This is a genomic window from Exiguobacterium sp. SRB7LM, assembly GCF_015712685.1.
GTDB lineage: Bacteria > Bacillota > Bacilli > Exiguobacteriales > Exiguobacteriaceae > Exiguobacterium > Exiguobacterium profundum.
The window spans coordinates 1,883,208-1,903,727 of the sequence record NZ_VWVR01000006.1 but is presented as its reverse complement, the minus strand read 5'-3'; the positions used below and the strand labels follow the sequence as shown (position 1 = coordinate 1,903,727).

At 46.8% G+C, this 20,520-nt stretch carries 26 protein-coding genes; 12 read left to right on the top strand and 14 right to left on the bottom strand.

The window, feature by feature from the left end; genetic code table 11:
* Nucleotide 1 precedes the first annotated feature (1 nt).
* A complete protein-coding gene (locus tag F3H97_RS10460) occupies nt 2-1,003 on the top strand; it encodes an ABC transporter permease (RefSeq protein WP_012727477.1) in 1,002 nt (333 codons plus the stop codon).
* A gap of 14 nt (nt 1,004-1,017) precedes the next feature.
* Here the strand turns inward: F3H97_RS10460 and F3H97_RS10455 are convergent, their stop codons facing one another.
* Entirely contained in the window at nt 1,018-1,500 is a 483-nt protein-coding gene (locus tag F3H97_RS10455) for a GNAT family N-acetyltransferase (RefSeq protein ID WP_196431328.1), read from the bottom strand.
* A 75-nt stretch (nt 1,501-1,575) separates the two neighbouring features.
* Between F3H97_RS10455 and F3H97_RS10450 the strand changes: the two genes are divergently transcribed.
* On the top strand, nt 1,576-1,956 hold the full coding sequence (locus tag F3H97_RS10450) for a VOC family protein (protein WP_196431327.1): 381 nt from the start codon (nt 1,576-1,578) through the stop codon (nt 1,954-1,956).
* Nucleotides 1,957-1,984: 28 nt separating this feature from the next.
* On the opposite strand, the gene F3H97_RS10445 is transcribed toward F3H97_RS10450, so the two are convergent.
* Nucleotides 1,985-2,293, bottom strand: a complete 309-nt coding sequence (locus tag F3H97_RS10445) for a winged helix-turn-helix transcriptional regulator (RefSeq protein WP_078147739.1) — start codon at nt 2,291-2,293, stop codon at nt 1,985-1,987.
* A 118-nt stretch (nt 2,294-2,411) separates the two neighbouring features.
* Here F3H97_RS10445 and F3H97_RS10440 point away from each other — a divergent pair, with 118 nt between their 5' ends.
* From F3H97_RS10440 to F3H97_RS10405, 8 genes are all read left to right on the top strand, one after another.
* Nucleotides 2,412-2,903 (top strand): lactoylglutathione lyase family protein, encoded by a 492-nt coding sequence (locus F3H97_RS10440; RefSeq protein ID WP_074035577.1) that lies wholly within the window; start codon nt 2,412-2,414, stop codon nt 2,901-2,903.
* A 2-nt stretch (nt 2,904-2,905) separates the two neighbouring features.
* Nucleotides 2,906-3,886: a zinc-binding dehydrogenase gene (locus tag F3H97_RS10435; protein ID WP_196431326.1), complete on the top strand. Its 981-nt coding sequence runs from the start codon at nt 2,906-2,908 to the stop codon at nt 3,884-3,886.
* A gap of 55 nt (nt 3,887-3,941) precedes the next feature.
* Nucleotides 3,942-5,006, top strand: a complete 1,065-nt coding sequence (locus F3H97_RS10430) for a threonine aldolase family protein (protein ID WP_196431325.1) — start codon at nt 3,942-3,944, stop codon at nt 5,004-5,006.
* Nucleotides 5,007-5,280: 274 nt separating this feature from the next.
* Nucleotides 5,281-6,474: an NAD(P)/FAD-dependent oxidoreductase gene (locus F3H97_RS10425; RefSeq protein ID WP_196431324.1), complete on the top strand. Its 1,194-nt coding sequence runs from the start codon at nt 5,281-5,283 to the stop codon at nt 6,472-6,474.
* Nucleotides 6,475-6,490: 16 nt separating this feature from the next.
* Nucleotides 6,491-7,051, top strand: coding sequence for a hypothetical protein (locus F3H97_RS10420; RefSeq protein WP_196431323.1), 561 nt, complete (start codon nt 6,491-6,493; stop codon nt 7,049-7,051).
* Between the two features lie 155 nt (nt 7,052-7,206).
* Nucleotides 7,207-8,232, top strand: a complete 1,026-nt coding sequence (locus tag F3H97_RS10415; RefSeq protein ID WP_196431322.1) for a PAS domain-containing sensor histidine kinase — start codon at nt 7,207-7,209, stop codon at nt 8,230-8,232.
* Nucleotides 8,216-8,863: a response regulator gene (locus F3H97_RS10410; protein WP_230872847.1), complete on the top strand. Its 648-nt coding sequence runs from the start codon at nt 8,216-8,218 to the stop codon at nt 8,861-8,863. The genes F3H97_RS10415 and F3H97_RS10410 overlap by 17 nt, the downstream gene beginning before the upstream one ends.
* 8 nt (nt 8,864-8,871) lie before the next feature.
* Nucleotides 8,872-9,243, top strand: coding sequence for a YidH family protein (locus F3H97_RS10405; protein ID WP_034770829.1), 372 nt, complete (start codon nt 8,872-8,874; stop codon nt 9,241-9,243).
* Nucleotides 9,244-9,289: 46 nt separating this feature from the next.
* Here the strand turns inward: F3H97_RS10405 and F3H97_RS10400 are convergent, their stop codons facing one another.
* The 6 genes from F3H97_RS10400 to F3H97_RS10375 form a co-directional block, all read right to left on the bottom strand.
* A complete protein-coding gene (locus F3H97_RS10400) occupies nt 9,290-9,790 on the bottom strand; it encodes an SRPBCC family protein (RefSeq protein ID WP_159563031.1) in 501 nt (166 codons plus the stop codon).
* Nucleotides 9,787-10,119 carry an ArsR/SmtB family transcription factor gene (locus tag F3H97_RS10395; RefSeq protein ID WP_031422096.1) on the bottom strand — a complete coding sequence of 111 codons (333 nt, stop codon included), beginning with the start codon at nt 10,117-10,119 and terminating at the stop codon, nt 9,787-9,789. Before F3H97_RS10395 ends, F3H97_RS10400 begins: the two co-directional genes overlap by 4 nt.
* A 62-nt stretch (nt 10,120-10,181) precedes the next feature.
* A complete protein-coding gene (gene gshAB, locus F3H97_RS10390) occupies nt 10,182-12,473 on the bottom strand; it encodes a bifunctional glutamate--cysteine ligase GshA/glutathione synthetase GshB (RefSeq protein ID WP_196431321.1) in 2,292 nt (763 codons plus the stop codon).
* Nucleotides 12,457-13,785, bottom strand: a complete 1,329-nt coding sequence (locus F3H97_RS10385) for an MATE family efflux transporter (protein WP_196431320.1) — start codon at nt 13,783-13,785, stop codon at nt 12,457-12,459. Before F3H97_RS10385 ends, gshAB begins: the two co-directional genes overlap by 17 nt.
* Nucleotides 13,786-13,914: 129 nt before the next feature.
* Nucleotides 13,915-14,382: a hypothetical protein gene (locus F3H97_RS10380; RefSeq protein WP_196431319.1), complete on the bottom strand. Its 468-nt coding sequence runs from the start codon at nt 14,380-14,382 to the stop codon at nt 13,915-13,917.
* Nucleotides 14,379-14,588 carry a helix-turn-helix transcriptional regulator gene (locus F3H97_RS10375; protein WP_012727465.1) on the bottom strand — a complete coding sequence of 70 codons (210 nt, stop codon included), beginning with the start codon at nt 14,586-14,588 and terminating at the stop codon, nt 14,379-14,381. The genes F3H97_RS10380 and F3H97_RS10375 overlap by 4 nt, the downstream gene beginning before the upstream one ends.
* 119 nt (nt 14,589-14,707) lie before the next feature.
* Here F3H97_RS10375 and F3H97_RS10370 point away from each other — a divergent pair, with 119 nt between their 5' ends.
* On the top strand, nt 14,708-15,640 hold the full coding sequence (locus F3H97_RS10370) for a ring-cleaving dioxygenase (protein ID WP_196431318.1): 933 nt from the start codon (nt 14,708-14,710) through the stop codon (nt 15,638-15,640).
* A gap of 22 nt (nt 15,641-15,662) precedes the next feature.
* Here the strand turns inward: F3H97_RS10370 and F3H97_RS10365 are convergent, their stop codons facing one another.
* Nucleotides 15,663-16,103 carry an RrF2 family transcriptional regulator gene (locus F3H97_RS10365; protein ID WP_012727463.1) on the bottom strand — a complete coding sequence of 147 codons (441 nt, stop codon included), beginning with the start codon at nt 16,101-16,103 and terminating at the stop codon, nt 15,663-15,665.
* A 186-nt stretch (nt 16,104-16,289) separates the two neighbouring features.
* On the opposite strand from F3H97_RS10365, the gene F3H97_RS10360 reads away from it, so the two are divergent.
* The gene (locus F3H97_RS10360) at nt 16,290-17,390 is read left to right on the top strand and encodes a globin domain-containing protein (RefSeq protein WP_196431317.1); all 1,101 of its coding nucleotides are present in this window, start codon (nt 16,290-16,292) and stop codon (nt 17,388-17,390) included.
* A gap of 41 nt (nt 17,391-17,431) precedes the next feature.
* On the opposite strand, the gene F3H97_RS10355 is transcribed toward F3H97_RS10360, so the two are convergent.
* The 5 genes from F3H97_RS10355 to F3H97_RS10335 form a co-directional block, all read right to left on the bottom strand.
* On the bottom strand, nt 17,432-17,989 hold the full coding sequence (locus F3H97_RS10355) for a hypothetical protein (protein WP_047794797.1): 558 nt from the start codon (nt 17,987-17,989) through the stop codon (nt 17,432-17,434).
* Between the two features lie 69 nt (nt 17,990-18,058).
* On the bottom strand, nt 18,059-18,472 hold the full coding sequence (locus F3H97_RS10350; protein ID WP_012727460.1) for a DUF350 domain-containing protein: 414 nt from the start codon (nt 18,470-18,472) through the stop codon (nt 18,059-18,061).
* A complete protein-coding gene (locus F3H97_RS10345; protein ID WP_196431316.1) occupies nt 18,469-19,698 on the bottom strand; it encodes a glutathionylspermidine synthase family protein in 1,230 nt (409 codons plus the stop codon). The genes F3H97_RS10350 and F3H97_RS10345 overlap by 4 nt, the downstream gene beginning before the upstream one ends.
* Nucleotides 19,695-20,063 (bottom strand): hypothetical protein, encoded by a 369-nt coding sequence (locus F3H97_RS10340; RefSeq protein WP_196431315.1) that lies wholly within the window; start codon nt 20,061-20,063, stop codon nt 19,695-19,697. Before F3H97_RS10340 ends, F3H97_RS10345 begins: the two co-directional genes overlap by 4 nt.
* Complete coding sequence (locus tag F3H97_RS10335; protein ID WP_012727457.1) at nt 20,060-20,518, bottom strand: hypothetical protein; 459 nt, start codon at nt 20,516-20,518, stop codon at nt 20,060-20,062. The genes F3H97_RS10340 and F3H97_RS10335 overlap by 4 nt, the downstream gene beginning before the upstream one ends.
* Nucleotides 20,519-20,520: the final 2 nt, after the last annotated feature.

Genomic DNA, 20,520 nt, shown 5'->3' with positions numbered 1-20,520 from the left:
GATGGCACAATTGGTGGTCAAGGAACGAAAACGAATCAGCGGTCATATCGGTCAGTATGGGACGTTACTCGCAATCCTTGGTTTGATTGCGGTCTTTACCGTGACGAACGATCAATTTCTGACGTATGCAAATTTTAGTGACATCATCAAATCGGTTTCAATCGTGTCGTTACTTGCCCTTGGCGTCACATTCTCGCTCATCGTAGGAGGATTTGACTTATCAGTCGGATCGACGGCGAGTCTTGCGACAATCGGGGCGGCAGCAAGCCTCGTCCTTCATCGGCAAGAACTACTCGTCGCTCTGCTGATCCCACTTGCACTCGGGATTCTCGTCGGGCTGTTAAATGCGCTCGTCACAATCAAGTTTCGGTTGCCGGATTTACTAGCCACACTCGCCATCATGTACGTCATTAACGGGATTCAATTGACGTATACGAAAGGATTCTCGATTTATGACAACATGCCGATTGAAGGGGGGACGGCGCCAGGACGTTTCATCCCGTCGTTTCTATTCATCGGTCAAGGGACAATCGGTCCGATTCCGTTCGTCGCCCTGCTCATGCTGGTATTCTTTATCGGAGCGCATCTGTTCTTGACTTATACACGGACAGGGCGTGAGTTTTATTACGTCGGATCGAACGCCGAAGCGGCCCGTCGTTCTGGGATTGCCGTGAATCGCATTAAACTCTATGCCTACGTGCTCAGTGGGTTGTTTGCGGCCATCGGTGGGATCATTCTTGCATCTCGGATTGGGACTGGTCAGGTCTCGGCTGGGGCACCCCTCTTGATGGATGCCGTCGCGGCTGCTTACATTGGTTATGCTGTCTTCGGAACAGGGCGTCCGAACGTCATCGGAACATTGATTGGAGCTATTTTGATTGGGATTCTTCTAAACGGACTGACGATGTGGGATGTCCCGTATTATGCGCAAGACATCGTCAAAGGGACGATTCTCATCGGAGCGCTCGGTCTCTCATATATTCAAAAGAAGCAGCGGACATAACGAAACCCCGGACATCAGTTGTTCGGGGTTTTACTGTGTTCATGTGTCATCGCAAGAAAAGGATACACTCCACCGTTCGTCTCCTGCATAAATATTTCCAGTGGGGTGAAACCGAGCGATTCATATAAACGGATTGCTCGCTTGTTGAATGTGGCGACAGCAAGACGCACTGTGCGAGTCCCAAATGTCGCCTCGATCCAATTTAGGATTGAATTGAGGAATCGATATCCATTGCCGTTTCCCGTCAAATCAGGGCGCATGCCAAGACCGATGGTAACAGTTCCTGATGATTCGAATTGCAACGTGACAAAGCCGATCATCTCATTCGTTTCAAGGACGGCGAACGTCGTGTCGCCCCGTTCATCTGCATCTAAAAATGAGGCGAGGTCTTCCTCGTCGGCGTCCATATTGTAAAACGCGTAGTCGCCTTCATAGCGCCACTCAAAGGCGATACGTTCGGCTTGCTCTTGGGTGAGTGGTTGAAACGTATAATTCATTGAAATTCCTCGTCTCTGATGGAAGTGGTCGTGCTACACTCAAATCGTATCATGAAAATAAAGGGAGGGGACAAGATGGCAGTCAAGTTGGATATGATCGGCATCGTCGTGAAGGATATGAAGCGCTCACTCGATTTTTATCGTGCACTCGGGTTTGAGATTCCGGAAGCGATGAATGGAGAAGCGCATGTGGAAATCGATGAGGGGGGTGTGCGTCTCGCGTTCGATACGGTGGAAGTGGCCGAATCGGTGTACGGGGAATGGAAACAGGCAGAAGGACATCGGATTGAGCTTGCCTTCTTATGTGAAAGTCGAGAGTCGCTGAATGCTTTGTATGATTCAGTCCTTGAACAAGGTTATGCGTCACACAAAGCACCGTGGGATGCGTTCTGGGGTCAACGTTACGCCATCCTGTACGATGCGGATGGGAATTTGATTAGTCTGTTCGCCTCATAAAAATAATCCCGGGCCATGTGGCTCGGGATTATTTTTTGTCGTGGCACTCTCCCCATGAACAAAGGGCATTCATGGCGGGTTGCAGTCCGAGGGCGTCTTCGGTCAATGAATATTCGACGTGCAGGTGCTTCTCGGTCGAGTAGTCGACACGGCGAACCATGCCGAGCTGCTCGAGCTCACGCAATTGGTCGGTCAACACTTTTCGGCTGACGTCCGGAATCGCTCGTTGAATATCAGAAAAACGAAGCGGTCCATCTTGAAGCGTGCAGTACACTTGGGGGCGCCATTTGCCGCCGATAATCTCAAGTGCGCGGTTGACGGGGAACGATGTGGTCATGTTCAAGGAACCTCACTTTCGGGTAGTTACTTCAATGTGCGTACTTTTTTTCTTGCTTCAATGACAGTATCTTATCGTTATCCGCTAAATTGAGCAAACAAAAAGGAGTAGATGAAACATGACATATCCAAGAACGTTTTCACACATCGGTCTTTCTGTACCGAGCGTCGCTGAGGCCGTAAAATTTTATGAGGACGTGATGGGGTGGTATACGATTATGACACCATCAGACGTCGTCGAGGATGATTCGCCAATCGGTGTGATGTGTACCGATGTCTTCGGACCGGGCTGGGGCAAATTCCGAATCGCCCATATGTCAACGGGAGACGGAATCGGGATTGAGTTGTTCGAATTCCCGAACAACGAAACACCAGAAGACAACTTCGAGTTTTGGAAGACAGGGATCTTCCACTACTGTGTACAAGACCCTGACATCGAAGGGCTCGTCGAGAAGATTGTCGCTCATGGCGGGAGACAACGGATGCCGATTCGTGAATACTACCCAGGTGAAAAACCGTACCGCATGGTGTACTGCGAAGATCCATTCGGCAACCTCGTTGAAATTTATTCACACTCATACGAACTCACGTATTCGGAAGGAGCTTACTAAACATGAAAGCATGGCTACTCGATCAACCTGGTCTTGATCATCTGCATATTGGAGAAATCGACCGACCGACACCAGGAGCGGGAGAACTGTTGATTCGTGTCGAAGCGGTCGCCTTGAATCCGGTCGATTATAAAGTCGGATCAAACGGAAACCCGAATTGGTCATATCCACACATTCTCGGTGTCGACCTCGTCGGAGAAGTCGTTGAGGTCGGTTCGAGTATCGCCAACATCATTACGGGTTCGCGTGTGGCTGTTCATACGGATCTTTCGAAATATGGGGGATTCGCCGAGTATACGGTCGTCGATGCCCGGGCGTGTGCGGTCGTTCCGCAAGGTGTAAGCGATGAGGCGGCGGCTTCTATCCTGTGTGCGGGGATGACAGCATATGAAGCGGTCATGCAGAAGCTGAACACGCGAGATAAGGAGACGATTCTCGTACACGCAGGAGCGGGCGGTGTCGGTGGATTTGCGATTCAGCTCGCAAAACGGCTCGGTCTGAAGGTATTCACGACGGCATCTCCTGAGAACGTTGAGTGGGTAGAATCACTCGGGGCGGACGTGGTGATTGATTATAATGTCGAGGACGTGACGGCACGGATCATAGAAGAAACAGATGGACGTGGTGTCGACCTGATTTTGAATACAGTCGGACGAGACGTTGCGACAGCAGACTTAGATCGTCTCGCATTCAGCGGACACCTCGCCTACATCGCCGGGCCACCAGACATGACGAACATGAAAGGCTTCACGTTATCTCCTTCGATTCACGAAGTGGCACTCGGGGCGGCGCATGCGAGCGAGGACGAACATGCGATTCGCAACTTGGCGTATATGGCCGAAGAGATGATGAACTTGCTCGATGCAGGTGAACTGAACGATCTCGTCACAGAAGTGTTGTCGTTCGACCAATTGAAAGAAGGTCTCGAAAAACTACAAACGCGAAAAGTGCGCGGTAAACTCATCGTCCGCATTCGCGACTGAAGAGAGGACTCCCTGTTATACTGACAGGGAGCTTATTTGTCGAGGAGGGGAAAGAATGGAGCGATTGGCAGACACGTATCGTCAGACGAACGTTCAATTGAGCGGTCACGGCAAACGGGAAGCCGGGGTATTGAAACGCGCATTTGAGCATGTGCGTGAAGATGAGCCGAGTGACCAGTATGGACAGGGGAAAACGATTCGACAGTTCGAAGAGAAGATGGCACAGGTTCTTGGGAAAGAGTCGGCAGTATTCTTTCCGAGCGGTACGATGGCACAGCAGATTGCGCTACGCATTTGGTGTGATGAGACAGGGAAGAAAAAGGTCGCATATCACCCGCTTTGCCACCTTGAAATTCATGAGCAGGATGGTTTAAAAGAGTTGCATCACATCGAACCGATTTTAGTGGGGGACGAAAACCGATTGATGACGCTCGAAGAGATTCAAGCGTTACCGGACATCGCGTGTCTGTTGCTCGAACTGCCACAACGAGAAATCGGCGGGGAATTGCCGACGTTCGAGGAACTTGTGGCAATTCATGAACACTGTCGTGAGAAAGGGATTCATCTACATCTGGATGGTGCACGACTGTTCGAATCGCTTCCGTATTATGAAAAAGAGGCTTCTGAGATTTGTGCGCTCTTTGATAGCGTATACGTCTCGTTTTATAAAGGAATCGGTGGCATTGCCGGTGCCATCCTTGCTGGACCGAAGGCATTTTGTGACACGTCGAAAGTATGGAAGCGACGCTACGGTGGTGACTTGATCAGTTTATATCCATACATCCTGTCCGCGGATTATTATTATGAGCTACGAAAAGACAAGATGGCCGAGTATCGAAACGAGACCGTCCGCTTAGCAGCACGCTTCAATGAACTCGATGGCGTGTGGACGACTCCACGCATCCCGGTCACGAATATGTTCCATCTTCACTTCCTTGGAAAAAAAGAGGAAGTTGGCGAACGAATTGCACGCATTCAAGAAGAGACCGGGATTGGTATCACTGGTTATCTTGTTGAAAAAGATGGGTACTGTTCCACAGAAATCAGTATTGGTGATGTCTATCTTGAGATTAATTCCAATCAACTTGATGATGTATTTAGACAATTCCATGCTGGATGAGCGTAAAGCTTTGAAGTTTTTTATCTTCAAGGCTTTTTTTATATTGAGAAAAATAGCGCTTTTCAAAGTGATTAAAGTCACTTTGAAAAGAACGGAACGTAAACAAAATTTTCGATGAACCAGTGTGTTATACAACATATATCAACGGTTTTGACGGAAATTGAGGGACTTCCCCTATATCAAATGTATACGCTTTCAAATATGCTTGATTTGTAGAGTAGTTCACTTATTTGTCAAAAAATAACGTGTGATGAAACGGAAGGGGCTGTATAGGATGCGTACGCATTATCGTATTATCATTATCGGTGCGGGAACTGGGGGAATCAGTGTAGCGGTAAGATTGCTTCGAGAGAAACATCATTTGAAAGATGAGATTCTACTGATTGATCCTGCCACTACTCATTATTATCAACCGTTATGGACGCTAGTCGGAGCAGGTATTGTGAAGAAAGAAGAGTCGGCCCGCACGATGGATTCTCTCATTCCTGATGGGGCAGAATGGTTACAAGATCATGTAACGACATTTGATCCTGGAAACAATCAAGTCGAAACGTCAAGTCATGGAAAGATTCGATACGATTTTCTCATCGTGTCACCAGGAATTGAAATTGACTGGGGACGGATAACAGGATTAAAAGCAGCGCTTGGAACAAAAGGGGTTTGCAGTAATTATTCATACGAACACGTTGACTACACATGGAATACCCTTGAAAAGTTCACAGGCGGAACGGCATTATTCACACATCCGGCTTCTCCGGTAAAATGCGGGGGTGCCCCTCAAAAAATCATGTACTTGGCTGAAGAGTATTTAATGAAGACGGGAGTTCGTGATTCGAGTCGAGTGGTCTTCGGTTCAGCCAATCCTGCTATTTTTGATGTTGCGAAGTATCGGGACGCGTTGGAGAAAGTACTCGAACGAAAACAGATTGAAACGCATTTCCGGGTGAATCTGACAGAAATAAAAGCAGATGAAAAAATTGCGATTTTTGAAAACTTAGATTCAGGTGAATCGTTTGAGATGAGTTATGACTTGATTCATGTCACACCACCGATGCAAGCTCCAGCTGTTGTTCGAAATAGTTCATTGGCAGACTCCGGTGGTTGGGTTGATGTCGATAAACATACACTTCAACATAAACAATTTAAAAATGTATTCGGTTTAGGTGACTGTACGAACCTACCGACATCGAAGACAGGCGCAGCGATTCGGAAACAAGCACCTGTCGTTGTTCAAAATGTACTAGATGCAATGTATGGTCATTTACCGACAGCTTCATATGACGGCTATTCTTCTTGTCCGATTGTCACAGGCTACGGTTCATTGATTCTAGCAGAGTTTGATTATGATAAAATCCCTCAAGAATCGATGCCATTCAATCAAGCCAAAGAAAGACGAAGCATGTACATTTTGAAAAAAGACTTTTTACCGATTATGTACTGGAACGGCATGTTGAAAGGGACGATGTGAGAAAGGAGAGATCATGATGGAACGTTCTGCATTTGAAGAACAAACGGTCGAGACCATACTGACAAGACCGGACGTTGAACAAGCACTGATTGCACTGATTAATCGTTTGCCCAAAATTGAACAGTCTCTCCGACGTTTAGAAGATGCTGTTGATTTTGGTATGGCGACGATGAAAGATGAAGCGGTAAAAGAGAAAGTTGACGCAGCTATCGACAATTCCAACATACAAATCGAAACGCTTGAATCGGCTATAGAGCTAATTGAAAAGTTACCGATGTTGTTACAGGTGACCAATCAACTCGAGTCCATGTTTACGTTTGTCCAAGATGTATACCACGATGAACAAACAAAAGAAATGATTGGCCAACGGATTGAGGAATATGCCGTGCCAGCGAAAGAGAAGGTTGAATGGACACGAGATATGTGGGCGGAAGTGCAAAGTCGTGTGGAACAGGATGACCGCCACATCACGCTATTCTCACTCATGCGATGGATTAAAGAACCGTCTGTTCAACACGGACTCAAATATGTGCAAGCGACTGTTGATGTCTTAAATGAACGGACGATCAAGCGTTAAATATAAATGAATCACGATGAGTAGAGATTTCAAGACATTTAGACGCGCCTCGAGGTGCGTCTTTTTTCATGGGGAAATGAAGTACATCATTTGGGTTTATTTACCCATAGGGGTATTATAAGGGTAGAAACTGAAACAGTATGGAGGGGATGACATTGACGCTACGTGACTTTGAACATCAAATATTAGACGTGCTCAAAGACGGTGTGATTGTGATGGATCATGACCGAAACATCATCTCGATGAATCAATCGGCCCAACAATTGACGGGCTGGCAAATCGGTGAGCCTGTTCCATACTGTTCATTTTGTCAAAAGCGAAACGTGAATATCGGTGAAGAACGGTGCTATTTGATTGAACATGAACGTTCTCCATATTTCACTTCGGAGATGCCGACATACTCTGGGAACATGGTTGATGTCGAGATGAACACGGCGCGCATCTTAAATGATCCAACGACCGGTGCGACACACTATCTGCTCGTCTTACGAGATTTCACAGAACGAAAGCGCAGGGAAGCGCATATTTTGAGAGAGCAAATGGTTCGGGAATTGATTCGGGCGAGAGAAGAGGAGCATGAACGATTGGCTCAAGAGTTACATGATGGGGTCGGACAATCGCTGTTTAGTATTACACTTGCCTTGAATTCACTGCAATTAGATGTTGTTGATCCCGATAAAACAGAATATTTGAGTTCTGTCATTTCTGAAGTGAGTCTCCTAATGGATCATGTCAGGAATTATTCGAAACAGTTGAGACCAGTCGAACTTGATCAATTTGGACTGGAATCTGCACTACACGTGTTACTCGATAGTTTTGCCACTCGTTATCCCAACGTGGCATTTCATACGGATTTTCGATTAAAGACGCGATGTGATTCTCTTGTTGAAATTAATGTATATCGGATTGTTCAAGAGGCACTTGTGAACGCGATGAAATATGCGAGTCCAACACACATAGATTGTCGAATCACGGAGCGTGATGGAAGAATCGAATTGTTATTCTGGGATGATGGGGTTGGCTTTGATTCTCGCGGAGTCTCGAAAGGATTAGGGCTACGTCACATGGAAGAGAGAGCAAAAACAATGAAAGGTTTGTTTCAGATTGTTTCGGTGATTGGACACGGGACTGAAATTTCAGTGTCGGTTCCGAGAGAGCGAGGTCATGATGAAACCGATTAATATATTGATCGTCGATGATCATGAGTTAGTGCGACGTGGATTAAAATTGATGTTTCGTACAAATGAGCGCATTTGTGTAGTTGGGGAAGCAGCAGAGGGAGCAGCGGCAATACAAGAAGCGATTCGGACACGTCCCGATGTCATTTTACTTGATATCACGATGCCGAATGGATTGGATGGGTTTGTGACGGTAAAAGCACTCGCTGAGGAAGTACCTTCCGCAAAAATCATCTTACTGACGATGCATGATGAAGAGATCTATATCAAACGTGCTCTTGAGCTGGGTGTACCTGGTTTTATGTCTAAAAATAGCGATCCATCTCAACTAGCAGAGGGGATTGAGTATGTATTTGACGGGAAACGATATTATTCGACGTCATTGACCGAGAATCATATTGACAAGCTCGTACTTCAAAAGAATGGTCACCCGTTATTGACACGTCGTGAACTAGAGATTGTTCGGTTGTCGACTTTAGGATATAGCCATAATGAAATTGGGGAAAAATTAGGAATCAGTCCCAAAACAGTAGAGAATCATAAAGCTCGGATTATGAACAAACTACAGATGAAGCACCGACACGAATTGGTGCAATACGCCTTGAAAAATCATTTGGTTGAAATGGAAGGATGACGGAAGGTATGAAGTTAGAAGTAGAAAAAACAATCGATTCGCAATATATCCAGCAGCATCTGGCGAACGAGCGAACATTTTTGGCATGGATTCGCACTGCGATTACCGTAATCGGGATTGGTTTCTTAGTGACGAACTTTCATTATTATCGAAGCGAGAATTTGAGTGGTGCAGAACATCAATTGATCTCAGCAATCGGGATGTTATCGATTTTGTTCGGCATCAGTACAATTCTTGTAGGAACCCGTTCCTATTTGAAAAAAGTGCATACGATCAACACGCAACAATTCAAATCTGCGAAGATGAGTCTCATTGCTTTGGCAATTGGGATGGTCTTCATCTTTTCACTAATCCTCGTCGTGAGCTACTTCTTGTTTTGAACGCAATCAGGCACCGCCTCCATTACGAGGACGGTGCCTGATTGTGTTACTGCGTTACAATCGCTTCGAGACGATCGAGTTGGGAAGTGAACCCTTCGACAGCGCCCATTTCGACGACTTGTTGGAGAGCCTCTTCATTCGGGAATTCGGAGCGACTAATGAATAACGTGCCTTCCGATGTATCGAGAAATTCATTTGTGATCGTCATGACAGGCAAGTCCGGATTGACGTGTCCGTCCGCATCCGAGAATGCATCCGTATAGACGATTCGGGAGTATGGATCGATGTCGATAAAGGTTGATTTGCCCCATGATTCCATACCATAAAAGTCACCTTGTTCTTTGTCGACACAAGTCATGCAATAATGCCAAATCCCCCCCGGTTTGAAGTCGAAGCTGTATACTTTCGTCTCCCATCCAGACGGTCCCCACCATTTCTCTAAATGTGCAGGTGTCGAGAATGCTTCAAATACAAGTTGGCGTGGTGCCTTGAACAGACGTTCCATAATCAATGTCGTGCCCTCTACATGTGATTTGACCGTACTCATGATCCATTCTCCTCTCGCTGTGACTCCGCTAAAAACGTCTCCAATCGATCGAGTCGCTCTGTTTCCCGAGCCATATAGGTCCGCCAAGCATCTAACGGTTCGAGTGCTTGAGACTTGAGTGCATAACGTCTTCGATTGGCATCAATGGTTACTGTGACGAGACCTGCATCATACAGAATTCGCAAGTGCTTTGATGTCTGTGGTTGACTGATCCCAAGCTGATTTGCCATCATTACGACCGTCCACTCTTGTTTCCGTAACAATTCGATCATCCGCAACCGGTTCGGGTCGGCTAACGCTTGAAACAAAGAAGCCAATCTCTCTTCCATTTTTCGTCACCGTCCTCTTATTTTGAATATTCCCAATTAGGAATATTCTGAAACGGGAATACTCAATATTTAAACAATAAATCAAGTAGCATCTCACCAATCGGTCGTTCTTTTCCTTCATAAGGAAAAGCGTGGATATGGATGGCGGGATTAAAATTCAATTCGATGATACCGTATTCGATTTGCGCATCATCGAGAGAGGGAATCATCATATCGACACCACAGATGGTTGCCCCGACTGACTTAGCGGCATCGACAGCAATACGCTTATAGATGTCAGAAATTTGATCCGTATAGTCGATACTATCTCCGCCGGTACTGATATTAGAGTTTTCGCGTAAGAAGACACGCTCATCGAGAGCGGGAATACTATCGGGGGTCTTGCCTTGAGCACGTAAAAATGAGATGACGACCTCGTCGATTTCGATTTTCTCGAGCGGTGTCTTGTATCCTTTTCCGCGTAACGGGTCTTCATTTTTTGTCGCAACGAGTTGACGGATAGAAGAGGTGCCATCTCCAGTGACGTTCGCCGGGACACGATGGAGGATGCCCGCGACATCATCCCCGATGACGAGGAAGCGATATTCTTTTCCGGGTAAGAATGTCTCAAGTAAAACGACATCATCAAACGTTTTCGCATACTGAAATGCAGACAGTGCTTCCTCATACGTCGCTCCGTCTTTAAAAATGTGAATACCGACTCCGAAGTTTGTAGACTTCGGCTTTAAGACGATGGGTTGTTTTGAAAATGAATGCCATGCCTGAGATAAATCCGATTCCTCTTGAAGTTCTACCCCTTCAGGGACACGAATGCCATGCTCTGCGAGTACAAACTTTGTCACCGTTTTATTCTCCATCATTAAGACGGAAACATAATTGTCTTTTGATGTTTTCGTTGCCTGTTTGAAGTATTCTTCGTGTTTGCCGTTTCGAATCCGAATGAACTGGTCAGAACGATCGATGACATCGACACGATAACCACGTTTAATTGCGGATTTCATTAAGATTTGAGTAGACAGTTCCAGGTCGGCATAACCGTGGATGCGAAAACGATTTGCATAGGCGTCCTCATAAAAGTGTTCTGCTTGGGCGAGGGACCATGCGTGATAACCTGTCTCGATCATAATCGTCTTTAATCGGGAAGCGTACGTCCTGTCCACGTGATCAATTTTTTCGCGTACAGCGGGAAAGACATCTTCGAAGCCGAGGTCATAGTGTGTGTTGAACGAATCGATGGCGTCGAGAAGTTCTGTCGCGTACGTGTGTAAAGGTATGGCGTAACCATCTCGAGTCAATATGCTTGCGGGAGACATGCCTTCTTTGGCGACACGTTGTTGATTATTGTACGCTTCAGCTTGCCAATCGACATGAGATGTCTCCTCAGTAAAGGTCAAGTACAACAAAAACAGATGAAGGAACCGTAAATCTGAACGAGCAATTCCGGTCTTTTCAAACGGATTCAAATCGATATTGCGAATTTCAATGTAATCGATACCGTGTGCCTCGAGTTGATTTAAGTCGTTACCACCTTTCGATGTTTTCAATCGGATGGGGGAGTAGAGTTCGTTCGGATTGGCAATCTCGCCTTTGGCAATGAACCGTTTTACATCGTCTATATAACTTGAGAGTGTCGCATAATTTGGATAAAGCGGTTCAACATTCGTATACCCACAGTCGCTATTCCGATAGGACAATGCTTGTTTATTTGAAAAAGTGTCTACATGGAGCGCTTGCATCTGACTGACACATTGTTCTTCATAACTCACATGAACGGCTGGTGTAGCACCGAGCAAATAGACGATGAGCCAACGCATTCGTAAATATTGACGAACTAACTTCAAATATAGGTGATCTTTGAAGTGTCGATATTGTTCAGGGGATCCTTCGTATAATGCGGATAACATCTCATCGGAAAATGAAAAGTTGAAATGGATTCCAGAAATGAGTTGTTTTTTCGCACCATATTTTTGGAGCAGATGCTCACGATAACGGCTAGCCTCTATTCCGGACACACCAAAATCAGCGAGTGGAATCGTACCACCTTCCGGCAAGGCACATGGCATAGATTGTGGCCAAAGGCGTTCATCGCCTATGTTGAGCGCCGTAATATCGTAAAGCGTTTCTAAGAAATGATGTGCCGCCTCAATCGTCGGAAACGTCGGGGTGACAAGCTCAATTTGACTTTCAGAAAAGTCGGTCGTGATATATGGATGTGTCGCTTTATGACCGAGTGCTTTTGGATGCTTCGTAACAGCTAGTGTGCCTTCTGACGTGACTCGTAACATTTCTCGCTCGATGGCAAATTTTCCACTTGTGATGAGATGGTGGGGTAGTTGATTAAACTGCTTCTGCAAGGGAAATCACTTCCTTTTTCGTTAGTCGGACAAAGAGGGCAGAGACAAGCCCTTTTGTGATACTTGAGATGGCGATACTCCACCAGATGGCATCGATTCCGAGATAAGGCTCAAGAAAAAATGCGAGCGGGATACGGGTCACTGTGAAAATAATCGAGATGGTCGCGGGGATTTTCGGTAATCCGAGTCCTGAGAAGTATCCGTTTCCGATCATTTCAATCGATGAGAAGACGAGCGAAATGCCGATAATTCGCAAGTAGCTCGCCCCAATTTCGATGGTTCGAACGTCATCGACGAATAGACCAATGAGTAAATCTGGGACGAATAAAAAGAACAACATAATGAATCCTGTGTAAACCATCCCGAGTCGGGTCGTTACCCGGTAACCTTCATAAACACGATCTACTTTTCGTGCCCCGAGGTTTTGACCGGTATAGCTAGCCATTGCTCCGTTCAAGCCACCAATCATCATGTAGGCAATCGATTCGATTTGAAGTCCGATGCGCTGTGCCGCAATCGCTTCCGTCCCGTATGAGCCAATCATGCGGGCAAGAAAAATACTGATTACCGTGAACAAAATCCGTTGGGTTGCCATCGGAAAACCAAGACGGATGATTTCTTTATAGTCAGCTCGAGTCGGCTGAACGACTTCATCCCAATTGAATAATGTACGAGCGCGGTGCCAAAACAATCCGAACATCATGACGTTGGCGACAAGTGTTGCAAGAGCAGCCCCGATCACACCGAGTTGGAATGGATAAATGAAAATCGGGGAGAGAATCATATTGAGGATGACACCTGTCGCATTGATTCGCATCGCTGTTGTCGTATTGCCATATGCACTGAATAGACGAGCAAACAGCAAATTAAAGAAAGAAAAGATAAGCATCGGCGCGCTGACGAACAAATATTCATACGCAAGCTGCTCCACAGCGGGGGCACCCATATTCAAAAAGCCGATGAGGGTATGACCGAACACAATTAGTAGTGAGGCGTACGAAAGACCGAGTGTTAGATTCAGACGCCTGCTGGACCGGACATAACGCTGAACCGAATTGAGGTCACGTCTCCCGACAGCTTGTGATACTTTGATGCCGGCGCCAACGACAATCAACGATTGAATCGCCTGTCCGAGCATGATATAAAAACTAGCTGCACCGATACTTGCCACAGCATCGCTCCCGAGCGCACCGACCCAAAACATGTCGACGAGACTATACGTAAACTGTAATAACGAGCTACCGACGAGCGGAAGGGCAAGAGCCAAAATGACGCGTTGCACGTTTCCAATCGTCAAATCGACGGTTTTCACAAAGCAAGACTCCTTACATTCTTTATATAACCATTTAGTTATATATAAGCATGGTGTAATAGAATTGGCAATCATGATAGCCGAATCGATGAAAAATGGACACAAAAAAAGGAATTCGTGATGAATTCCTTAATGTCGATAGCCGCGAATCCAGGTCGTCATATAAACGAGTGTCGCGATGACCAATGTAGAAGCAAGGGCGTATATTGGATAGGCAGGGAGCGTCTCTTCAAATAACGGATAGAACATGAACGATCCCATAAGAATTGGGACTGAAATACCGAACGAGACGTAGGCAGCTTTTGTCGCTTTCGCTGTGATGATTTGTTCACGCTCATCGACCTCACTGAACTCTGTCATCCGGACGGACCATTGGGCAAAGCTCAACTGTTTATTCGGACGGGTGTTAAACGAATAGACTGTCCAAATGATGCCAAAAACAACGAGTAAAAGTAGTGGAAGTAGATTAAATTCAACTAAGAATCGGTCAGACTCGATGACTGTTTTCGACATATCAGATAAAAACGAACTGAATAGAAAAGCCATCAGGACATACAGGATGATACTTGAAATAGATTGAATGACGACATGTTTCATTGTGATTCCTCCTCGATTGTGAATATAGATTCGACCGGTTCCTCAAACACCCGTGCGATGTGCATCGCCAGCATGAGCGACGGCGTGTAGCTGCCTTTCTCGAGCGAGATGATCGTCTGTCTCGTCACACCAACTTTTTCGGCCAGGTCACCTTGGGTTAACTGGTGCCGGGCACGCAGTTCTTTCACGCGGTTGATCAATGGCATCGTGCCACCTCATTTCTAGTTTCTACCACTAGTGTAAAACAAACTTTACATAATGTAAAGAGGACTTTACTCATTTAGGGATGATACAATAACGATATAGTCGAAAGGGGAGATGAGGGATGAAGGTGATTAGTGGACAACATCACGTGTCAGCGATGACCGGGGATGCTAAGAAGAACTTGCGATTCTACACGGAAACACTAGGGATGCGGCTCGTCAAAAAGACGGTTAACCAGGATGACCCATCGATGTATCACTTGTTCTATGCAGACGAGACGGGTACGCCTGGAACCGATTTGACGTTCTTTGAGTTACCGTTTCTCGGACAGACGTATCGAGGGTCAAGCAGTATTTCCCGGACAGCACTCAGGGTGCCGGATGGAGCGCTCGCGTTCTGGCAGGAGCGTTTTGACGCGTTCGATGTATCTTACGGAGAAATCGAGTCGGTTTTAGGAAGGGCGACCCTTTCGTTCGAAGATCATGAGGGTCAACGTCTCTGTCTTGTAGAAGGAGGGAGCGGGACACCTTGGAGCAAAGGTCCAGTGCCAACGGACCTCGGCATCTTCGGTCTCGGATTCAGTGAGTGGACGGTACGGCGGATTGACAAGACGGCACGGGTCCTGACAGAAGTGCTTGGCTATCGATATGTAACGACATTTGAACGGGATGGACATGACGTGCGTGTCTTTGAGACGGGCGAGGGTGGTGTGGCAACAGAGATTCATCTCGTCGATCGACCGGATTTGCCGTCGGAACGACCAGGGCGAGGGAGTGTGCATCATGTGGCGATTCGAGTGGAAGAAACAGACGATATGACGAAGTGGATCGAGAAGCTTGACGCAAATGGAATCAGCCACTCTGGTATTATTGACCGTTACTATTTTCAGTCGATTTACTTCCGCGAACCGAGCGGAATCTTAGTGGAACTGGCAACAGATGAACCGGGATTTGCGATGGATGAATCGCTTGAGAGACTCGGAGAGCGATTAGCCTTGCCTCCGTTTCTTGAGTCAAAGCGAGCAGAAATCGAATCAAAACTAAAGTCTTTGTAAGCGGAAAACCCGACGGACCATTTCAGTCCGTCGGGTTTTGTACGCCTAATAACATAGCGAGTTCGTTCGTTCGGTTGACGACGAGATCCGCAATTGTGTAACGATCGAGTACATGAAGAAACGCTAACATGGCTTCATTCAAAACACCTCGTAAATCACAGGCAGGTGCGATGACGCATCGGCCTTCCCCGAAGCATTCCACGAGTTCGAACGGTTCCATCGTCCGAACGACTTCCCCTACATTGATGTCATCCATCGGTCGTGCGAGTCGAAAGCCGCCGCCTCGACCACGCACCGATTCCAAATAACCATGTTTCCCAAGCTCATATACGACCTTCATGACATGGTTTTTGGAGATGTTATATTGGTCTGCCACTTCTTGAATCGTGACGAGCCGATGTGAAAACGTAGCGCTATACATCAACGTTCGCAGTGCGTAGTCACATGTTTGCGTGAGTCTCATCCATCATCACCTCTCGTTTCATTGTACAAGACAATCCAAAAAAGTGCGATTCGAACAAATGTGAAAGGGTGATGGCGAAAATAAGTCAGAAACGTGAAATCTACTTTAAACAAGTATTTAATATATTGCTTTAAAGTGACTTGACTCACATAATGAACGTGTACAAAACAAAAGGGGGAAATTCACATGTTAGATCAACAAACGATTGAGATTGTAAAGGCGACGGCACCAGTTTTGAAAGAACATGGTGTGACGATCACGAAGCATTTTTATCAACGAATGTTTGAACAAAATCCAGAAGTTCGTCACTTCTTCAACCATACGAACCAAAAGCGAGGACGTCAGCCGGAAGCACTCGCGAACGCGGTCTATGCGGCTGCGCTTCATATCGACCGACTCGAAGCGATTCTTCCTGCCATCCAACCAGCACTTCATAAACATAAAAGTTTGAACATCCGCCCGGAGCATTATCCGATCGTCGGTGAGAACTTACTTGCGGCGATTCAAGACGTACTCGGTGAAGCTGCAACACCTGACATCATCGATGCATGGGCAAATGCTTACGGTGTGATTGCCGATGTCTTCATCTCACTCGAGAAAAAAATGTATGATGACGCGCCATGGGTCGGATTCAAACCGTTCGTCATCGAAGAAATCATAGTAGATACACCTGAAGTGAAACGATTCCGTCTCGTCGCGAAAGATAGAGTTATTGGCACAGCCATCCCAGGACAATACGTCTCGGTTCAAGCGCGCATTGCGGGAGAGGACATCCTACATCACCGTCAATATAGTGTCATCGAGACGACAGAAGACGGCTACTGGATTGCGCCGAAAGCGGAGGGACTCGTCTCAAACTGGCTTCATGAGCAGACGGTCGGAACAGAAGTCCCGATGAGCGCACCAGCAGGAGAATTCATCCTTGAAACGTCTGAACGTCCGCTCACACTCATCGCGGGAGGAATCGGGATTACGCCCCTCTTCAACATGGCGAAGACGGCACTCGAACAAGGACGTCCTGTTACGTTATTGCACGCGGTTCGGAGTATGGACCTTCGTCCACTCGGAGACGAACTCGATGAACTCGTGAAGGAAGGGCTTCATCTGCTCACACATGCAGATGACGTATCGGGTTGCATGAATAAGTCACACCTTGAGGAACTTGATGTGGAAGGGCATGATGTTTATACGTGCGGACCGAATGCGATGATGGAAACGGTCGTTCGCGCTATTCCACAGGCACGATATGAATTTTTCGGACCCTCTGGAGTTTTTGCGACCAACTAAAAAAGACGACTGGAAAAAGTCGTCTTGATGCACAATATAGGTTATTCCGTAAGTTTACTTGAATGTATGACTTGTTTGTTGGCATCCAATGTTTCAAGTGACCACGAACCATCTGACGGTCGTGTTGTTTCAATGACATATGTCATGGTGTAGCTTTCAATTTCGGGATCGTTTACAAGAAAATCTTTTGAGACATCGTCGCCGTTTAACCGTAAATAGACGACATCTTCCGGTCGCTCTTTAAGGTGAACACCGATGTACTCCATGTCTTCAACTCGAAGGATGACGAAATCAAAAGGCTGATTCGGCTCTGTTTGTTTCGTGACAGACCCTAAGTTCCCTGTTTCGACATCAATCTCAGCTAGACCGATGACGGAGCGGTCTTCATTTGTGTAAAAAGAGAGAACGGACTGTTCCATATTATGAATTTCAAACGTATACCAATTGTTCGTCGTCATATAACGATTCATTTCTTTTTCGGCATTTTCGTATGAGTCACCAGCCTGAATGTTAGTGTAGGTGTAAAGTCCGACACCGACTGCGATGGCTACGATGATGAGACCGGAAACGATTGTGAGTAAGATGATTCGCTTCGACATGATTGTTCCTCCTGACTTTTATAAATACGAACACCCCATGCTTCGCAAATGCGTGCATGGGGTGTTTGATTAGTACGTCAAGCTCGCGGCGACGATGATCCCGACGACGAGTGATGCGGCGAACAAGCTGAAACCGATGGCCATGTTGCCATTCTCGACTTCTTTTTCTAAATTCACGCCTGGTGTAAGGATGTATTCAAACGTCCAGAACGCCAATACTTGGGCGGCGATACCGACGAGTCCCCAGATGAACGCATCGAGCAAGTTGACGCTGTTCGCCCAGACTGTATAAATGACGATGGCGAGTCCTAGTGCTTTCCCCCAAAGTTTCAACGCGACAGCCATGTTGCCTTCTTTGATTAACTTGCGTTCCGAATATTTGGTCGTTAGTGCGAAGATGATGAGTCCCGCGAGAATGAGACCGAATCCTGTCCCGAGGTGGGCCAGGAAGCTTAAGATTGAATCGAGTGTGATGAATGTCATGAGTTCGTCTCCTTTTGTATAGGTGTGCCAACGGCTAAGTAATAAGATTGGTTGTTCGTGATCATGCTGCCGGCGCGGACGCCGAGTGCGGATGGGTGTCCGTTCAAGCAAAAACATCCGACCATGTAATGTGTCTCCATGCGACCTTTGACGGTTGTCGTCATCCGTGTCGGGAGTTCGATGAACTGTTGGTACACGGCCGTTTCTTCCGCATACGTTTGTAATGTTTCGCGATGAAACGGTTGGCCATCTTTCGTATACAAGATGACGGAGTCCCCTTCACGTCCGAATGCCGGCTTTTTGACATAGTCCGATTCACCGAGAAACGGTGTGTCTTCTAAGTAAGTCGGTAAAAAATATGTTTCGATGATGTCGCGCTCGGCTTGATCGAATAGTGTCTCCGTCTCATACAATTCCCAAATCAGCGCCTGTACGCCTTTCGATTGCATGAGAAACGCAGAGAGGGGATTGAGCAGTGACACGTATTTTTGTTGATCGAGTTCAAGTAACCGAATGCCAATCAAGTCTCCGTCTGGAGCCCGGTCGTCCACAAGGTGCTCAATCGGATATGTTTGGCGATATAAGATGTCAATTCGCTCACCCGATGGTGTGTAGACGCCGTCTTCGTCGACGAGTAAAGTGTGCAACGGTACGAATTCAGACGGTACGTCGAGCGTTTCTTGTAAAAATCGTGCCGTCCACTTGTCTTCGATGTTATCATCATGTGCCGTAAAAACGATTTTCGGTGTGCCTTCTCGTTTGAGTCGATTCCACGCGGCGACGATCGCTTTCCGCAGCTCAATTTTCAGTTGGGGGGTGGCTTCCCTGTTTGGGTCGAGTAGACCAAACTCGGAAGCGACCACGCCGTTCACATCAAACAGCTCCTTAATGAAGGTCGGCGTATCTGCATTGAACTCCATCAACTTGAGTTGATCATCTTTCATGATCCAGTCGTAACGACCGATGATCGTCTCCTGCGGTATCGTCTTCTCCCGTAAGAACGGCAGACTCGCCTCAGGGTAACCAAGCAGTCGGAGCGTTTCGTCAGGTAGGGTGCGTAATAATTGATTCGTCTTCCGAAAAATCGAGTCAACCGCCTCGGTTGCCTCTCGGATAGAGGCAACCTGCGAGGCGGTCATCTCAAAACAATCATATAAGGCATATTCTTCATCGTTTAAATCGGGCCAAAAATAAGGGATTTGACTGTAAAGTTCGTCACGCGTCATCCGCCGAATCCACCTTTAGAGCCACTGCCGAGTCCAGATTTTGACGATCCTGAATTTGAGCCGTTCGATACGGCACCGGTCGCACCACCGTTGGCTTTGTACGTCTTATACGACGAAGAGCTCTTCAACGCATTTTTTGAGCGGAACAGGCTACCGAGTAAGAAGTAGCTACCATAGTGCGGAGAGCGGTCGTCGTCACAATAATACGACTCGGTCTCGTCATCCCAGTCCCAATCGTCACATTCGTATCCGGTCGGTTCTTCCGGGAGTGCCGCCTCTTTATATTCATCCCCACCGCACGCGGCAAGGGAAGTGGTCAATACCGCGACGGATAGTCCGCTTAAAATTTTCTTGCTTGTCTTCATGTTGATTCCTCCAATTCATAACCAGTCGGTGTGACGTAGATAACATACACACCACGATCTTCATCTGTTTCTGCTGAATCGCGCTCATATTCTTTACCGGCGACATACAAGTACTGGCTTCCGAGCATGGCGAGTGCATCAAGGTGGCGGTCGACGTAATAGGCTTCGAGTAATGGGTTGTCAAACCGGTCGTCGAGCGTGCGGATTTCGACTTTGATGTCGCTCGTTTCGTGCTTGTCCATCGGTCCCTCTGTATAGCGATCGACATAAATTAAAAAGTATTGATCGCCTTCAAGGGCAGACGAGCGTTGTTTGTAGGTCATGCCGTCTTTGACGAAAAACTCACATTCACGACGAGCTAGCACTTCGTCTAAGCCGAGAGACGTGTAATGGTATAGTGGTTCGAACGATAATTCATTTTTATAGAGACGATACTCTAAGACGATGGAGTTCATAA

Bases quoted from the DNA above. Each gene is read 5' to 3' on its own strand.
- F3H97_RS10460 (WP_012727477.1), top strand. From the start codon at position 2: ATGGCACAATTGGTGGTCAAGGAACGAAAACGAATCAGCGGTCATATC.
- F3H97_RS10455 (WP_196431328.1), bottom strand. From the start codon at position 1,500: ATGAATTATACGTTTCAACCACTCACCCAAGAGCAAGCCGAACGTATC.
- F3H97_RS10450 (WP_196431327.1), top strand. From the start codon at position 1,576: ATGGCAGTCAAGTTGGATATGATCGGCATCGTCGTGAAGGATATGAAG.
- F3H97_RS10445 (WP_078147739.1), bottom strand. From the start codon at position 2,293: ATGACCACATCGTTCCCCGTCAACCGCGCACTTGAGATTATCGGCGGC.
- F3H97_RS10440 (WP_074035577.1), top strand. From the start codon at position 2,412: ATGACATATCCAAGAACGTTTTCACACATCGGTCTTTCTGTACCGAGC.
- F3H97_RS10435 (WP_196431326.1), top strand. From the start codon at position 2,906: ATGAAAGCATGGCTACTCGATCAACCTGGTCTTGATCATCTGCATATT.
- F3H97_RS10430 (WP_196431325.1), top strand. From the start codon at position 3,942: ATGGAGCGATTGGCAGACACGTATCGTCAGACGAACGTTCAATTGAGC.
- F3H97_RS10425 (WP_196431324.1), top strand. From the start codon at position 5,281: ATGCGTACGCATTATCGTATTATCATTATCGGTGCGGGAACTGGGGGA.
- F3H97_RS10420 (WP_196431323.1), top strand. From the start codon at position 6,491: ATGGAACGTTCTGCATTTGAAGAACAAACGGTCGAGACCATACTGACA.
- F3H97_RS10410 (WP_230872847.1), top strand. From the start codon at position 8,216: ATGATGAAACCGATTAATATATTGATCGTCGATGATCATGAGTTAGTG.
- F3H97_RS10405 (WP_034770829.1), top strand. From the start codon at position 8,872: ATGAAGTTAGAAGTAGAAAAAACAATCGATTCGCAATATATCCAGCAG.
- F3H97_RS10400 (WP_159563031.1), bottom strand. From the start codon at position 9,790: ATGAGTACGGTCAAATCACATGTAGAGGGCACGACATTGATTATGGAA.
- F3H97_RS10395 (WP_031422096.1), bottom strand. From the start codon at position 10,119: ATGGAAGAGAGATTGGCTTCTTTGTTTCAAGCGTTAGCCGACCCGAAC.
- F3H97_RS10380 (WP_196431319.1), bottom strand. From the start codon at position 14,382: ATGAAACATGTCGTCATTCAATCTATTTCAAGTATCATCCTGTATGTC.
- F3H97_RS10375 (WP_012727465.1), bottom strand. From the start codon at position 14,588: ATGCCATTGATCAACCGCGTGAAAGAACTGCGTGCCCGGCACCAGTTA.
- F3H97_RS10370 (WP_196431318.1), top strand. From the start codon at position 14,708: ATGAAGGTGATTAGTGGACAACATCACGTGTCAGCGATGACCGGGGAT.
- F3H97_RS10365 (WP_012727463.1), bottom strand. From the start codon at position 16,103: ATGAGACTCACGCAAACATGTGACTACGCACTGCGAACGTTGATGTAT.
- F3H97_RS10360 (WP_196431317.1), top strand. From the start codon at position 16,290: ATGTTAGATCAACAAACGATTGAGATTGTAAAGGCGACGGCACCAGTT.
- F3H97_RS10355 (WP_047794797.1), bottom strand. From the start codon at position 17,989: ATGTCGAAGCGAATCATCTTACTCACAATCGTTTCCGGTCTCATCATC.
- F3H97_RS10350 (WP_012727460.1), bottom strand. From the start codon at position 18,472: ATGACATTCATCACACTCGATTCAATCTTAAGCTTCCTGGCCCACCTC.
- F3H97_RS10345 (WP_196431316.1), bottom strand. From the start codon at position 19,698: ATGACGCGTGACGAACTTTACAGTCAAATCCCTTATTTTTGGCCCGAT.
- F3H97_RS10340 (WP_196431315.1), bottom strand. From the start codon at position 20,063: ATGAAGACAAGCAAGAAAATTTTAAGCGGACTATCCGTCGCGGTATTG.
- F3H97_RS10335 (WP_012727457.1), bottom strand. From the start codon at position 20,518: ATGAACTCCATCGTCTTAGAGTATCGTCTCTATAAAAATGAATTATCG.